This is a genomic window from Leifsonia sp. AG29, from assembly GCF_009765225.1.
GTDB lineage: Bacteria > Actinomycetota > Actinomycetes > Actinomycetales > Microbacteriaceae > Leifsonia.
Map to the genome: position 1 here is coordinate 1,728,583 of NZ_VMSF01000001.1, position 14,561 is coordinate 1,743,143.

The 14,561-nt window shown below is 69.8% G+C and carries 11 protein-coding genes; all 11 read right to left on the bottom strand.

Annotation, left to right across the window (positions count from 1 at the left end; all coding sequences use genetic code 11):
• Positions 1 to 47: 47 nt before the first annotated feature.
• The 11 genes from rapZ to rpsA all read right to left on the bottom strand — a co-directional run bounded on the left by rapZ (position 48) and on the right by rpsA (position 14,531).
• Positions 48 to 920 (bottom strand): RNase adapter RapZ, encoded by an 873-nt coding sequence (rapZ, locus tag FPT20_RS08365; protein WP_158864332.1) that lies wholly within the window; start codon positions 918 to 920, stop codon positions 48 to 50.
• 36 nt (positions 921 to 956) lie between these two features.
• Entirely contained in the window at positions 957 to 2,972 is a 2,016-nt protein-coding gene (gene uvrC, locus FPT20_RS08370; protein ID WP_158864334.1) for an excinuclease ABC subunit UvrC, read from the bottom strand.
• A 3-nt stretch (positions 2,973 to 2,975) separates the two neighbouring features.
• Entirely contained in the window at positions 2,976 to 5,852 is a 2,877-nt protein-coding gene (gene uvrA, locus FPT20_RS08375) for an excinuclease ABC subunit UvrA (protein WP_158867953.1), read from the bottom strand.
• A gap of 217 nt (positions 5,853 to 6,069) precedes the next feature.
• Entirely contained in the window at positions 6,070 to 6,564 is a 495-nt protein-coding gene (locus FPT20_RS08380; protein WP_158864336.1) for a hypothetical protein, read from the bottom strand.
• On the bottom strand, positions 6,561 to 7,835 hold the full coding sequence (locus FPT20_RS08385; protein WP_158864338.1) for a DUF58 domain-containing protein: 1,275 nt from the start codon (positions 7,833 to 7,835) through the stop codon (positions 6,561 to 6,563). Before FPT20_RS08385 ends, FPT20_RS08380 begins: the two co-directional genes overlap by 4 nt.
• 82 nt (positions 7,836 to 7,917) lie before the next feature.
• Positions 7,918 to 8,973: an AAA family ATPase gene (locus tag FPT20_RS08390; RefSeq protein WP_158864340.1), complete on the bottom strand. Its 1,056-nt coding sequence runs from the start codon at positions 8,971 to 8,973 to the stop codon at positions 7,918 to 7,920.
• Entirely contained in the window at positions 8,963 to 9,490 is a 528-nt protein-coding gene (locus FPT20_RS08395) for a hypothetical protein (protein ID WP_158864342.1), read from the bottom strand. Before FPT20_RS08395 ends, FPT20_RS08390 begins: the two co-directional genes overlap by 11 nt.
• Positions 9,487 to 10,209, bottom strand: coding sequence for a DUF4129 domain-containing protein (locus FPT20_RS08400; RefSeq protein ID WP_233265444.1), 723 nt, complete (start codon positions 10,207 to 10,209; stop codon positions 9,487 to 9,489). The genes FPT20_RS08395 and FPT20_RS08400 overlap by 4 nt, the downstream gene beginning before the upstream one ends.
• Positions 10,210 to 10,265: 56 nt before the next feature.
• Positions 10,266 to 12,332, bottom strand: coding sequence for an excinuclease ABC subunit UvrB (gene uvrB, locus FPT20_RS08405; RefSeq protein ID WP_158864344.1), 2,067 nt, complete (start codon positions 12,330 to 12,332; stop codon positions 10,266 to 10,268).
• A 74-nt stretch (positions 12,333 to 12,406) separates the two neighbouring features.
• A complete protein-coding gene (gene coaE, locus FPT20_RS08410) occupies positions 12,407 to 13,009 on the bottom strand; it encodes a dephospho-CoA kinase (RefSeq protein WP_158864346.1) in 603 nt (200 codons plus the stop codon).
• 79 nt (positions 13,010 to 13,088) lie between these two features.
• Complete coding sequence (gene rpsA / locus FPT20_RS08415; RefSeq protein WP_158864348.1) at positions 13,089 to 14,531, bottom strand: 30S ribosomal protein S1; 1,443 nt, start codon at positions 14,529 to 14,531, stop codon at positions 13,089 to 13,091.
• Between the last annotated feature and the right edge of the window lie 30 nt (positions 14,532 to 14,561).

Sequence of the window (14,561 nt, forward strand, 5' to 3'; positions counted from 1 at the left end):
ACTGTGTCGGACGGCGAGGGTGGTGCCGTGGAGACGGGCGGCCGGCGTCATTCACGGCCGAGGTCGCGGTGCTTCGTGTTCACCGCGACGCCGGGAAAGCCTCTCAACCGGGACGCGAGCTCTTCGACGATCGCGACGGACCGGTGCTTTCCGCCTGTGCAGCCTATCGCGATCGTGGCGTGCCGTTTGTTCTCGCGCTGGTAGCCCTCGAGGATCGGGCGCAGGGCGGCGACGTAGGCGCCGATGAACTCCGCCGCGCCGTTCTGGCCGAGGACGTAGTCGCGCACCGGCTCGTCCAGCCCGGTGAAAGGACGCAGCTCCGGGTCCCAGAACGGATTCGGGAGGAACCGGGCGTCGGCCACCATGTCGGCGTCCGGAGGGAGGCCGTACTTGAACCCGAAGCTCAGCACCGTGATCTGCACGCCGGCGGTGTTCTCGGTGGCGAACGTCTCCGTGATGTTGGTCGCCAGCTGGTGGATGTTGAGATCGGAGGTGTCGACGATGATGTCGCTCGCCTCCCGGATCTCGCGCAGCCGGGCGCGCTCGGCCGTGATGCCGTCGAGGATCGTCCCGTTGCCCTGCAGCGGGTGTGGGCGGCGCACCTGCTCGAAGCGTCGCACGAGCACCGCGTCGGACGCCTCGAGGAACAGCACCCGGACCTTTGTGCCCTCGCGGAGGCTCTGGATCATGTCGCGGAGATCGGCGAAGAAGTTCCGGCCGCGGACGTCGACGACGGCCGCGATCCGCGGCAGGCCGGAGTCGGCCCGGTTCGCGAGCTCGATCAGGGGGCGGAGCATCTGCGGCGGCAGATTGTCGACCACGTACCAGTCGAGGTCCTCCAGGGCGTTCGCCACGGTGGAGCGTCCGGCGCCCGACATGCCGGTGACGATCAGCACCTCCTGCTGCTCGGTGTCCGTCATCGCCGGTGCCCTTCCGCTCGCCGTGTGCCTCCCAGCCTAGCGATCGGCCGGGTCTGCGGCGGCCTGCTGCGCCCCCTCCCCTGCTAGACGCTCGTAGACGGCGGCGGCCGTGGTCTTCCCGACGCCGCGGACCTCGGCGATCTGCTCGGGCGTGGCCTTGCGCAGCTGCGCGACCGAGCCGAAGTGCTTGAGCAGCTCCTTCACGCGCGCCGGACCCAGCCCCGGGATCTCGCCGAGGACGGTGGTGATGTCGCGCTTGCGCCGCGACCGCTGGTAGGTGATGGCGAACCGGTGAGCCTCGTCGCGCAGCCGCTGGATCAGGAACAGGGCGTCGCTGTTCCGCGGGAGGATCACGGGGAAGTCGGAGTCGGGCAGCCAGATCTCCTCGAGCCGCTTGGCGATCCCCGCCAGCTGGATCCCCTGCACGCCGGACTCCTCGAGCGCCCGCTGGGCGGCAGCGACCTGCGGCTGGCCGCCGTCGACGATGAGGAGGTTCGGTGGATACGAGAACTTCTTCCGGCGTCGTTCGGCCGAATCCTCGGCGGCGGCGGCTGAGACGTCGATGACCGGGTCGTCTCCCCCGCCGACCGCATCGCCGGCGGCGCCGGGGTCGGCGGATGCCGTGGCGCCGTCGTCGGCGAGATAGGCGAGACGGCGCGACAGCACCTGGTAGATCGACTCGGTGTCATCCGTGGACTCGGGGATACTGAACCGGCGGTACTGATCCTTGCGCGGGAGACCGTCCTCGAAGACGACCATCGACGCGACGATGTTCGTGCCGCTCAGGTGCGAGACGTCGAAGCACTCCATGCGCAGTGGCGCCTCGTCCATGCCGAGCGCGTCCTGGATGTCGTTCAGGGCCTTCGATCGCGCCACGAAGTCGCTGCTGCGCCGGGTCTTGTAGAGGATGAGCGCGTTCTTCGCGTTCATCGCCACGGTCTGGGCCAGCGCGGCCTTGTCGCCGCGCTGCGCGATCTTGAGCTCCACGCGGCCGGTCAGCCGCCCGCGCGGCGCCGACGGATCGGAGATCTCTCGCCGGCGCTGCGTGAGCCACTGCTCGAGCTCGGCGGCGTCCTCCGGGAGCTCGGGGACGAGGATCTCGCGCGGCGGAGCGTCGGCACCCTCGTAGGCGTTCTGGACCACGGTCTCGACGAGCTCGCCCAGCTCCATGTCGAGTTCCTTGTCGACGACCCAGCTCCGCACACCGCGGATCCGGCCGCCGCGCACGATGAACTGCTGCACGGCGGCGGCCAGCTCGTCGTGGGCGATGCCGAACACGTCGGCGTCGACGTTCTCCGGGAGGACGACCGCCGTCTTGCCGAGCGCACCCTCCAGAGCCTGGATCGCGTCGCGATGCCGGGCCGCGGCCTCGTAGTCCATCGTGCTGGCGGCCTGCTTCATCTTCTCGTTCAGGTCGCGCAGGTAGCCGCTGTCGTTGCCGGCCATGAACGACGCGAAGTCGATCGCGAGAGCCTTGTGATCGCCCGGGGAGATCCGGCCGACGCAGGGGGCCGCGCACTTGCCGATGTCGCCCAGGAGGCACGGCCTCCCCGTCAGCTCGGCGCGGCGGTAGACGCCGTCGGAGCAACTGCGGACCGGGAAGGCCTTCAGCATCAGGTCGACCGTCTCGCGGATCGCCCAGACCTTCGTGTACGGCCCGAAGTAGCGGGCGTCCTTGATGTTGCGATTGCGCGTGATCATCACCCGCGGGATGCGGTCCCCCAGCGTCACCGCCAGGTACGGGTAGGTCTTGTCGTCCCGGAACTTGACGTTGAACGGAGGGTTGAACTCCTTGATCCAGGTGTACTCGAGCTGGAGCGCCTCGTACTCGCTCGCGACGACCGTCCACTCCACGCTGGCCGCCGTGGTGACCATGCGGCGGGTGCGCTCGTGGAGGCTGCGGAGCGGCTGGAAGTAGTTGCTCAGCCGCGAGCGGAGGTTCTTGGCCTTGCCGACGTAGAGCACCCGTCGGTTCTTGTCGCGGAAGCGGTAGACGCCGGGCTGCGTGGGGATCTCGCCGGCCTTCGGCCGGTAGCTGACGGTCTCGGCCATCCCCTATGCCGCGCCCTGAGCGCTCTCGCCCTGCAGGATCTCCTTGAGGAAGTACCCGGTGTGGCTGCCCGGCGCCTCGGCGACCTGCTCGGGTGTCCCCGTGGCGATGACCTGACCGCCGCCGGCGCCGCCCTCCGGACCCATGTCGATGAGCCAGTCGGCCGACTTGATCACGTCGAGGTTGTGCTCGATGACGATGACGGTGTTGCCCTTGTCGAGCAGGCCGTTGAGCACCAGGAGGAGCTTGCGGACGTCTTCGAAGTGGAGGCCGGTGGTCGGCTCGTCGAGCACGTAGACGCTCCGCCCGTTCGACCGGCGCTGCAACTCGGTCGCCAGCTTGACGCGCTGCGCCTCGCCGCCGGAGAGCGTTGTCGCGCTCTGACCGAGCCGGACGTAGCCGAGGCCCACGTCGACCAGCGTCTGCAGGTACCGGTGGATCGCCGAGATCGGCTTGAAGAACTCGGCCGCCTCGCTGATCGGCATGTCGAGGACCTCGGCGATGTTCTTCCCCTTGTAGTGGACCGTGAGGGTGTCCCGGTTGTACCGGGCGCCTCCGCACACCTCGCACGCGACGTAGACGTCGGGCAGGAAGTTCATCTCGATCTTGATCGTGCCGTCTCCGGAGCACGCCTCGCAGCGGCCGCCCTTGACGTTGAAGCTGAAGCGGCCGGGCTGGTACCCGCGTGCCTTCGCCTCCGGGGTCTCGGCGAACAGCGTGCGGATGCGGTCGAACACGCCGGTGTAGGTGGCGGGGTTCGACCGCGGGGTGCGGCCGATCGGCGCCTGGTCGACGTGGACGACCTTGTCGAGGTTCTCGAGGCCGGTGACCGTGCGGTGCTTGCCGGGGACCTTCCTGGCGCCGTTCAGCTTGTTGGCGAGCACCCGGTAGAGGATGTCGTTCACGAGCGAGGACTTGCCCGACCCGGACACGCCCGTGACGGCGACGAAGGTGCCGAGCGGGAAGTCGACCGTCACCTTCTTGAGGTTGTTCGCCTCCGCATCGACCACGCGGATCATGCGCTTCTTGTCGACCTTGCGGCGCTTCGACGGGACCGCGATCTCCCGACGGCCGGCGAGGTAGTCCCCGGTCAGCGACTCGGTGTTCGCCACCAGCTCGTCGTACGAACCGGAGTGGACCACGTGGCCACCGTTGACACCGGCGCCCGGTCCGATGTCGACGATCCAGTCGGCCGTGCGGATGGTGTCCTCGTCGTGCTCGACCACGATGAGCGTGTTGCCGAGGTCGCGCAGCGCGACGAGCGTGTCGATGAGGCGGCGGTTGTCGCGCTGGTGCAGACCGATGCTCGGCTCGTCGAGCACGTAGAGCACGCCGGTGAGCCCGGAACCGATCTGCGTCGCCAGGCGGATGCGCTGCGCCTCACCCCCCGAGAGAGTCGCCGCGGCCCGGGACAGGTCGAGGTAGCTCAGTCCGACCTGGATGAGGAAGTCGAGGCGGATCTTGATCTCGCGGAGGACCTGGGCGCCGATCTTCTGCTCGCGCTCGGTGAGGTGCAGCTTCTCCATGAACGACCGGGCGTCGCTGAGGCTCAGCTCGGAGGCGTCGGCGATGCTCTTGCCGTGCACGAGGACGGCCAGCACCTCGGGCTTCAGCCGCTTGCCCTTGCACACCGGGCACGGCACCTCCCGCAGGTACTCGGCCCAGCGGGCGCGCTGCGTGTCGGTCTCGGCCTGCAGGTACTGGCGCTCGATGTACGGGACCACTCCCTCGAAACCGGAGGTGTACGACATCTCGCGGCCGTATCGGTTCTTCCAGCGGACCTTGACCTCGAAGTTGTCCCCGTTCAGGACGGCCTCCTTGACGTTCGCGGGAAGCTTGCCCCACGGCGTCTTGAGGGAGAACTTGAGATCGCGGGCGAGGCCCTCGAGGAGCTTCTCGTAGTACTGGAACAGTCCTTTGCCCTGCGTCGTCCAGGGGACGATGACGCCCTCGGCGATGCTGAGGCTGTCGTCGCCGAGCAGCAGGTCTTCATCGACCGCCATGCGGGTCCCGAGGCCCGAGCATTCCGGGCACGCGCCGAACGGCGCGTTGAACGAGAAGGTGCGGGGCTCGATCTCGGTCAGCTGGATCGGGTGACCGTTGGGGCACGAGAGCTTCTCGCTGAACGACTGCCACGCCTCCGGTCCTTCGCGGTCGACGAAGTTGACCTGCACGAGCCCGTCGGTCAGCCCGAGGGCCGTCTCGAGCGAGTCGGTCAGCCGGCCCAGGATGTCGGGGCCGGCCACGAGGCGGTCGACGACGACCGAGATGTCGTGCTTGTACTGCTTCTTGAGCGTCGGAGGCTCGGACAGCTGCACCTGCTGCCCGTCCACCAGGGCGCGCGAGTACCCGCTCGCCGCGAGTTCCTTGAAGAGGTCGACGAACTCGCCCTTCTTCTGCGAGACGACCGGGCTCACCACCATGTAGCGGGTACCGGGTTCGAGCTCCATCAGCTGGTCGGCGATCTGCTGCACGGTCTGACGCTGGATGCGCTCACCGCACACGGGGCAGTGCGGCACCCCGATGCGGGCCCACAGCAGTCGCATGTAGTCGTAGATCTCGGTGATCGTGCCCACCGTCGACCGCGGGTTGCGGTTGGTGGACTTCTGATCGATGGACACGGCAGGACTCAGACCCTCGATGAAGTCGACATCCGGCCGGTCCACCTGGCCCAGGAACTGCCGGGCGTACGCCGACAGGGACTCGACGTAGCGCCGCTGCCCTTCCGCGAAGATCGTGTCGAACGCGAGCGACGACTTACCCGATCCGGACAGTCCCGTGAACACGACGAGGGAGTCGCGCGGGATCTCGAGGTCGACGTTGTGCAGATTGTGCACGCGGGCTCCGCGCACGCTCAGGTGGGAACCCGCGATCTTGCTCATGCTTCCCCGACTGCCGCTCAGACTGCTGCTCACTCGTTCCATTCTCCGCTATCCGTCGTCTGCTCCGGGGGCTGTTCGCCCAGCGCGCACCTGGCCTGCTGCGCGCGAGGCGCTCGAAGATCCGTTCGATTCTACCCGTCTTGAGGCAGAGCGCTCCCACCTTCGGGAGTGTAGAAGGGACCACCGACATTCGTTCGCGCCGGGAGCTCGACGGCCCTCAGTCCGGACGGCGACGCAGCAGCACGGGAGCGAGTACGGCGACCAGCGCCACCACCGCCGCGCCCGACGCGATCGCCGCGAGGGACTGGGATCCGCGCGCCAGGAGCAGGAGGGCGACCGTGCCCGGCTGGACGACGACCTGCACCCCCAGGTACCGGCGGAGCGACGGGAGGAGCGCGGCGGGCTGCAGGCGTGCGACAAGCGGAGTGACGAGCGCCCAGGAGGCGAGCACGTGCATCGCGTGGACGCCCGCGATCAGGGCGAGCAGCCGCACCGAGGGGCCGCCCGGCTCGAGGAGGCAGGAGAACGCGAGCGCGCCGATCAGGACCCAGGCCGTCAGCCACCGCGGAACGGCGACGGAGATCCCCGCGAGGACGGCGGCGATCGCCTGCCATGGGCCGTTCGGTGTGCCGATCAGCGCCAGAGCCAGCGCGATGGCGACGAACAAAGCCCGAAGCGCCCACCCGGGGACGGTCACGCCCAGGCCGCTCATCGTGGTCGCCTCGGCCGCGAGAGCACCGAGAGCCGCGCCTCCCGCTCGGTCGCGTCGCCCCAGGGGACGAGCTCCGCACCGGAGGCTTCCAGCTGTGCGAGGCGCAGCGCCCGCTCCAGTTCGATCGCGCGCAGTGCGATGCGCTCGCGCAGCGGGAGCTGCGACGAATCGCGGTGCGGCAGGACGTCGACGGCGATCACGCGATGCCCGGCCGCGCGCCAGGAGAGCGCGAGCCGCACGGGCTGATCGTCGAGGAACGTCGCGAACAGGTACACGAGCGCGCCCGGAGCCAGGCGCGGAGGGCGCACGCGATCGTGCGCCGCGCCGGTCGCGCGTGTCAGCTCGACGGCGCGAAGCACGCGTTCGCGATGCCGCGCTCCCGCTCGGGGCGGGACCACTCGGCCCGGGACGGCGAGGTCGTCGAAGCCCACCCGGTCACCGCTCCGCGCGTATGCCGCGGCCAGAGAGGCTGCGGCCTCCCGGGCGACGTCGAGCGACGAGACGGCGGGACGCGGATGGACGCGCGCCCAGTCGCCCACGGGAGCACCGAGGTCGTCGCGCGAGTCGATCACGAGCTGGATCGCGGCGTCCGAGGTCGCCGTCGTCCGCCGGACGTAGAGCTCCCCCTGACGACCGGCCCTCGCGGTCGCCTTCCAGTCGATGCGCCGGAGCCGGTCGCCCGGCCGGAACACGTCGATGTCTCGGAACTCCCCGCCCTCGCCCGGCCGGCTGGAGGTGTGCTGACCCGTGAGGCCGAGGAGCCTCGCGGGCAGCGGGAGGCTCCGCACCACCCGCCGCAGCGGGGACACCACGCGCTCGACCTGCGCCTCCGCCCCCGGCTCCCCCACCCATCCGGCGTCTGCACCGACCGGCCTCGCACGGACCGCGAGGAGCCGCTGCGGCCCCGAATGCACGAGCGGGACGTCGATTCGCAGCGCCGCTCCGGCGCGCGGGGTGACCACGGCATCGACAGGAGGCGCGCCCGCCCGGGTCAGCCGGAGGTGGAGGGCATCGGAGCGGGAGGACGCGGAGACTGAGACGTCGACACCGGTGAGGGCGGCTTCCGGTGTAGCCGAGAGCGCCAACGCCGGCGGAACAGCCGCCGCTGTGGTGACCTCGACCGCGTCGGTGGCCGGCCGCCGGTCCCAGCTCAAGGCAGCCGCGATGAGCAGCGGCGCGCCGACCAAGGCCGGCTCGACGCGACTCAGCACGAAGCCGGCCACGACGCACACCAGACCGACGACGACGGCACCCGCCAGTGCGGGGCTCATCGCCCATCGGACACCGACTGCTGTGCGCTCCGTCGCGCGAGCGCCGCTCGTCTCTGGGGCGTTCATCGGGTGACCGTGGTGCTCACCGGGCCGGCTCAGCGGCGACCCCCGCGTCCGTCGCCGCAGGGCGACCGACGGCGGGCGGACCGGCCACCCCGTTCACGACCTCTCTCACGACGTCCTCGGGCTGGACACCGGTCGTCCACGCCTGGACGGTCAGCGTGAGCCGGTGCGCCAGCACCGGGACCGCCGCCCTCTTCACGTCGTCGGGGATCACGTAGGAGCGGGCATCGAGCACGGCTAGAGCGCGAGCGACGAGCAGAAGGCCCTGCGAACCGCGCGGGGAGGCTCCCACCTCCACCGACCGGTGCCGCCTCGTCGCCGCAGCCAGGGCCACGCAGTAGTCGACGATGTCAGGATCCACATCGACCGCCTCCACACCGGCCTGCATCGCGAGCAGCGTCGCGGCATCGGTCACGGGCTCGACCGTGGCGACCTCATGCCGCCGCCTCACGCGCGCCTGGAGCACACTCGACTCGCCGGCCGCGTCCGGGTAGCCGACGCGGAGCCGCACCATGAAGCGATCGAGCTGGGCCTCGGGCAGGGCGTAGGTCCCCTCCGACTCGATCGGGTTCGCCGTGGCGACGACGTGGAACGGACGCGGGAGGGGGAAACTGCGCCCCTCGACCGAGACCTGCCCTTCCGCCATCGCCTCGAGCAGGGCCGACTGCGTCTTGGGCGACGTGCGGTTGATCTCGTCGGCGAGGAACAGCCCGGTGAAGACGGGGCCCGGGCGGAACTCGAAGTCGGCGACGGCCGGCACGTAGACGAAGGACCCGGTGATGTCGGACGGCAGCAGGTCGGGAGTGCACTGGAGCCTCCGGAAATCGAGGCCCACCGCCGACGCGATGCTGCGGGCAGCCAGAGTCTTGCCGAGCCCCGGTACGTCGTCGAACAGCACGTGACCCCCGGAGAGGATCGTCGCGAGAGCGAGGCGGAGAGGCTCCACCATGCCGACCACGACCGTGCCGACGCGATCGAGCACCGCTGCCCCGAGGCGTGCCACCTCGGCGACGGGAAGCGGCTCGGTCGCGTGGCCGTCCGGAGGATGCGGGGTGACAGGCGGGTCAACGGCCATGACGGGACTCCTCGGTGGGGCGGACAGGGCTGACGGAGAGTTCCTCCAGGCGAGCGAGCAGAGCCTCCACCTGCACGGTACGCGGCGCCTGCGCTCCGCGTGCGACGAGGGACACCGCGGAGGGCCCGATCAACCGCTGAAACGTGTCGGCGTGCGCCGGGTCGTCGAGGTCCACTCCGTGCGCGGCGAGGGCGCGGGCCGCCAGCGATCTGACCCTGCGCATGCCTTCGGCTGAAACCCGGCCACCGCGCGCGCCGAGCGCCCAGCCCAGCTGGACGACGTCCCGCCGGGATCCGGGTCGTGCGGGCGCCGGGTCGGGAGCCCAAGCCACGGGTGCCGCGTCGCCGATCATCGAGAGGCAGGAGGTGAGGCCGAGTGCGATGGCGCCGAGGCCGGCCGCGTGCGCAGCGTCCATCCCCAGGTACCACGCGCAGGCGCCGACCGCGGCGCCGAAGACCGCGCACAGCGCCAGCCTGGTGACGAGTCGGCGGGAAAGCGCGGCGCGCGTCGCCTTCATCGCGAGCTCCTGCCGGTGGCCTTCGTGCTCCAGGAGGCGCGGAGCGCGTCGACCGCCGCTGTCGCCGTCGCGATGTCGTCCGCCGTGATCGGCTCGGCGGAGAACCGCGCTCGCAGGTAGACCCCGAGAAGGGACCGCGCGGCGCCCTCGTCCGGCGCTACGCGAGCAACGACACGCGCCGTGAATTCCGATGGCGTCTCCGCCGCGAGGCGACGGACGCCTGATTCGGCTGCGCCCTGCTCCAGTCCGACCCAGGCGCGCTCGACCGCTGTGCGCGGATCGCGGTGGGCGGCGAGCTCCGCCGAGGCGAGGTCGAGGCCGCGGAGAACCCGCGCCGGCTCCGGGGCGCGGTCGGGCGCCGGGACCGGGGCAGACGGAGGCAGGTCTGTGAGGGCCGTGAGCGGAGGCGGTGCCGCAAGGGCGGCCCGGCGAAGCCTCCGCACGATCAGCGCGAGCACGATCACGATGGCGAGGACGATGAGCGCGAGCAGGAGCCAGGACAGGTCGATGCGGAGCTCGCGCTGGGCGTGCTCCGGCGACGGCGTGCCCCGGAGCCGCTGGTTACTCGGAGGGAGGGTGCTGATCGGAGCGGGCGGCAGGAACATTCGCGGAGCACCGAACTCCGGCTGCCCCTGCACGGCGATGCCGATCGTGGCGACGATCACGAGCGCGGCCGTCCCGATGAGCGTCACACGTCGCCGGCCCGGTGTCTTCTCCACACAGTCACCGTAACCCCGGCCCGGCAGCGCTCGGTGCGCCTCGCGGATCCCCGGCGCTAGCCGAGGTGGCCGGCCTTCTCCATCTGGCGCAGGTCGCGCTTGAGGTCGGACAGCTCGTCTCGCAGCCGGGCCGCGAGCTCGAACTTCAACTCGCCCGCGGCGGCCAGCATCTGCTGATTGAGGTCGGCGATCAGCGACTCGAGCTCGGCGGCACCCTGAGCGGCGATGCCGCCGTTCCGCAGGTTGGGGGTCGGGCTCTTCCGCTTCTGCTCGCGCCCCGCGAGGATGCGGGCGGTGTCGGCCTCCTCGCGCGCGAGGACGTCGGTGATGTCGGCGATCCGCTTGCGCAGCGGCTGCGGATCGATGCCGTTGACCCGGTTGTACTCGATCTGCTTGTCGCGCCGGCGGCTCGTCTCTTCGATCGCGTTCTTCATCGAGTCCGTGAGCACGTCGGCGTACATGTGAACCTCGCCGGAGACGTTGCGCGCGGCACGGCCGATCGTCTGGATCAGCGAGGTCGAGGAGCGGAGGAATCCCTCCTTGTCGGCGTCGAGGATGGCGACGAGCGACACCTCGGGCAGGTCGAGGCCTTCGCGAAGGAGGTTGATGCCCACGAGGACGTCGTAGAGGCCGGCGCGCAGCTCGGTGAGGAGCTCCACGCGCCGCAGGGTGTCGACGTCGGAATGGAGGTACCGCACCTTGACCCCGGCCTCGGCGAGGAAGTCGGTGAGCTCCTCGGCCATCTTCTTGGTGAGCGTCGTCACGAGCACGCGCTCGTCACGCTCCACACGGAGGCGGATCTCCTCGAGGAGGTCGTCGATCTGGCCCTTGGTCGGTTTGACGACGATCTGCGGATCGACGAGGCCGGTCGGACGGATGATCTGCTCGACGATGCCGTCGGCGACGCCGAGCTCGTACTGGCCCGGGGTGGCCGACAGATACACGGTCTGGCCGACGCGCTCCTTGAACTCGTTCCACCGCAGTGGCCGGTTGTCGAGGGCGCTCGGGAGGCGGAAGCCGTGCTCGACCAGGGTCCGCTTGCGGGAGGCATCCCCCTCGTACATCGCGCCGATCTGCGGCACGGTGACGTGCGACTCGTCGATGACGACGAGGAAGTCGTCCGGGAAGTAGTCGAGCAGGCAGTGCGGCGCCTCGCCGGGAGCCCGGCCGTCGATGTGGCGCGAGTAGTTCTCGATGCCGGAGCAGAAGCCGATCTGCTCCATCATCTCGATGTCGAACTGAGTCCGCATCCGCAGGCGTTGGGCCTCGAGCAGCTTGCCCTCGCGTTCGAGCTCCTGGAGGCGCTCGCGGAGCTCCTCCTGGATCGTCACGATCGCGCGCTGCATGGTCGCCGGGCTCGCCGCGTAGTGGGTCGCCGGGAACACGGAGACGGCGTCGAGCTTGGCCAGCACCTCGCCGGTCAGCGGGTGGAGGGAGTAGAGCGCCTCGATCTCGTCGCCGAACAGCTCGATGCGGACCGCGTGCTCTTCATAGACCGGGATGATCTCGATCGTGTCGCCGCGCACCCGGAACTTGCCGCGGGAAAAGTCGACGTCGTTGCGCTCGTACTGCATGTTGACGAACCGGCGGATGAGAGCGTCGCGGCCGATGTTCTGCCCGACCTGGAGCGCGACCATCGCCTCGAGATACTCCTCGGCGGCGCCGAGGCCGTAGATGCATGACACGGTGGAGACCACGACGACGTCTCGGCGGCTGAGCAGCGAGTTGGTCGTCGAGTGGCGGAGCCGCTCGACCTCGGCGTTGATCGACGAGTCCTTCTCGATGAAGGTGTCGGTCTGAGGCACGTAGGCCTCGGGCTGGTAGTAGTCGTAGTACGAGACGAAGTACTCGACGGCGTTGTTCGGCAGGAGCTCGCGGAACTCGTTGGCCAGCTGGGCGGCCAGTGTCTTGTTGTGCGCGAGCACCAGCGTCGGACGCTGCACCTGCTCGATCAGCCACGCGGTGGTCGCCGATTTCCCGGTTCCGGTCGCTCCGAGCAGCACGACGTCGGTCTCGCCCGCGTTGATCCGCGCGGCCAGTTCGGCGATCGCGTGCGGTTGGTCACCGCTCGGCTGGTACTCGCTGACGACCTCGAAAGGACGGACGGAGCGCGTGGGTAGCATGCCTCCAGTCTAGGAAGGACCACCGACACCGGGGACGGCTCTCGCTCAGGGCGAACCCCGGCCGCCCGTCGGCCTCAGCGACGGGTCCGGAGCTCCTCCCACAGCGCGTCCACCTGCGCCAGGGTGTGCTCGAGCGTTCCCCCGGTGTCGATGACAACGTCGGCGACGGCGAGGCGCTGCTCGTCCGAGGCCTGCGAGCGGATGCGTCGCTCCGCCTCCTCCCGAGCCATGCGCCGGAGCTCGACCAGCCGATCGATGCGGGTCGCCTCGTCGGCGTGCGCCACGACCACCCGGTCGAAGGGGTATTCGTTCGCGGACTCGACGAGCAGCGGCACGTCGTAGACGACGATCGCGTCCGGATCAGCCGCCCGCGCGGCGTCGAACCGTTCGGTGGACGCCTTCAGGACGGCGGGGTGCGTGATGCTGTTGAGAACCTGCAGCTTCTCGGGATCAGCGAAGACGATGGCGCCGAGGGCCGCGCGGTCGAGGCTGCCGTCAGCGGCGATCACCCCGTCACCGAAGGCGCGTGCGATCTCGGCCAGGGCCGGCGTGCCGGGCTCGACGACCTCCCGGGCGATCCGGTCGGCGTCGACGACGACGGCTCCGTGCTCCCCGAGGCGGCTCGCGATGGTCGACTTGCCGGAGGCGATCCCGCCCGTGAGTCCGATCAGCTGCACGCATCCAGCCTATGGGCTCACCGCCCGTTAAAGCCGGAACGGCCGGCCCCGCAGGGCCGGCCGTTCGCAGATGGGGTGCTCAGGAGTTGGAGCTGAGCTTCTCGCGCAGAGCCGCGAGCGACTCGTCGTCGGCGAGCGTGCCGCCCTGGCCCGAGTCGGAGGAGTACGAGCTGGTGCCGCTGTCGGCAGCCGCCTCCTCGAGGCCCTTCGCGACCTGGCGCTTGTGCGCCTCCCAGCGCGCCTGGGCCGCAGCGTACTGCTGCTCCCACTCCTCGCGCTGCTGCTCGAAGCCTTCCTTCCACTCGTTGGTCTCCGGGTCGAAGCCCTCGGGGTACTTGTAGTTCCCCTGCTCGTCGTACTCGGTGACCATGCCGTAGAGCGCCGGGTCGAACTCGGTGCCCTCGGGGTCGACGCCCTCGTTCGCCTGCTTGAGCGACAGCGAGATGCGGCGGCGCTCCAGGTCGATGTCGATGACCTTGACGAAGACCTCGTCGCCGACCGACACGACCTGCTCCGCGAGCTCGACGTGCTTGCCGGAGAGCTCGGAGATGTGCACAAGGCCCTCGATGCCGTCCGCGACGCGGACGAACGCGCCGAACGGGACGAGCTTCGTGACCTTGCCCGGTGCGACCTGGCCGATCGCGTGGGTGCGGGCGAAGACCTGCCACGGGTCCTCCTGCGTCGCCTTGAGCGACAGGGAGACGCGCTCGCGGTCGAGGTCGACCTCGAGGATCTCGACGGTGACCTCCTGGCCCACCTCGACGACCTCGGAGGCGTGCTCGATGTGCTTCCAGGAGAGCTCGGAGACGTGGACGAGACCGTCGACGCCGCCCAGGTCGACGAACGCACCGAAGTTGACGATCGACGACACGACGCCCTTGCGGACCTGCCCCTTGTGCAGGTTGTTGAGGAACGTGGTGCGGGACTCGGACTGGGTCTGCTCGAGCAGGGCGCGGCGCGACAGGACCACGTTGTTGCGGTTCTTGTCGAGCTCGAGGATCTTCGCCTCGATCTCCTGGCCGAGGTACGGCGTGAGGTCACGGACCCGGCGGAGCTCGATGAGCGAGGCCGGGAGGAAGCCGCGGAGGCCGATGTCGACGATCAGGCCGCCCTTGACGACCTCGATGACCGTACCGGTGACGACACCGTCGGCCTCCTTGATCTTCTCGACGTCGCCCCACGCGCGCTCGTACTGCGCGCGCTTCTTGGACAGGATGAGGCGGCCTTCCTTGTCCTCCTTCTGGAGGACGAGCGCCTCGACGGTGTCGCCGACCTCGACGACCTCGCTGGGGTCGACGTCGTGCTTGATGGAGAGCTCGCGGGAGGGGATAACGCCCTCGGTCTTGTAGCCGACGTCGAGGAGGACCTCGTCGCGGTCGATCTTGACGACGGTGCCCTCGATGAGGTCTCCGTCGTTGAAGAACTTCAGCGTCTTTTCGACCGCGGCAAGAAAGTCTTCAGCAGATCCGATGTCGTTGACGGCGACCTGCTTCGGTGCCTTGTCGGTCGTTGCGGTTGTCATGTAGTGGATGCTCCGTAATGGACAGGATTC

Coding starts and splice junctions, on each gene's coding strand:
- rapZ (WP_158864332.1), bottom strand. CDS start 920: ATGACGGACACCGAGCAGCAGGAGGTGCTGATCGTCACCGGCATGTCG.
- uvrC (WP_158864334.1), bottom strand. CDS start 2,972: ATGGCCGAGACCGTCAGCTACCGGCCGAAGGCCGGCGAGATCCCCACG.
- uvrA (WP_158867953.1), bottom strand. CDS start 5,852: ATGAGCAAGATCGCGGGTTCCCACCTGAGCGTGCGCGGAGCCCGCGTG.
- FPT20_RS08380 (WP_158864336.1), bottom strand. CDS start 6,564: ATGAGCGGCCTGGGCGTGACCGTCCCCGGGTGGGCGCTTCGGGCTTTG.
- FPT20_RS08385 (WP_158864338.1), bottom strand. CDS start 7,835: ATGAGCCCCGCACTGGCGGGTGCCGTCGTCGTCGGTCTGGTGTGCGTC.
- FPT20_RS08390 (WP_158864340.1), bottom strand. CDS start 8,973: ATGGCCGTTGACCCGCCTGTCACCCCGCATCCTCCGGACGGCCACGCG.
- FPT20_RS08395 (WP_158864342.1), bottom strand. CDS start 9,490: ATGAAGGCGACGCGCGCCGCGCTTTCCCGCCGACTCGTCACCAGGCTG.
- uvrB (WP_158864344.1), bottom strand. CDS start 12,332: ATGCTACCCACGCGCTCCGTCCGTCCTTTCGAGGTCGTCAGCGAGTAC.
- rpsA (WP_158864348.1), bottom strand. CDS start 14,531: ATGACAACCGCAACGACCGACAAGGCACCGAAGCAGGTCGCCGTCAAC.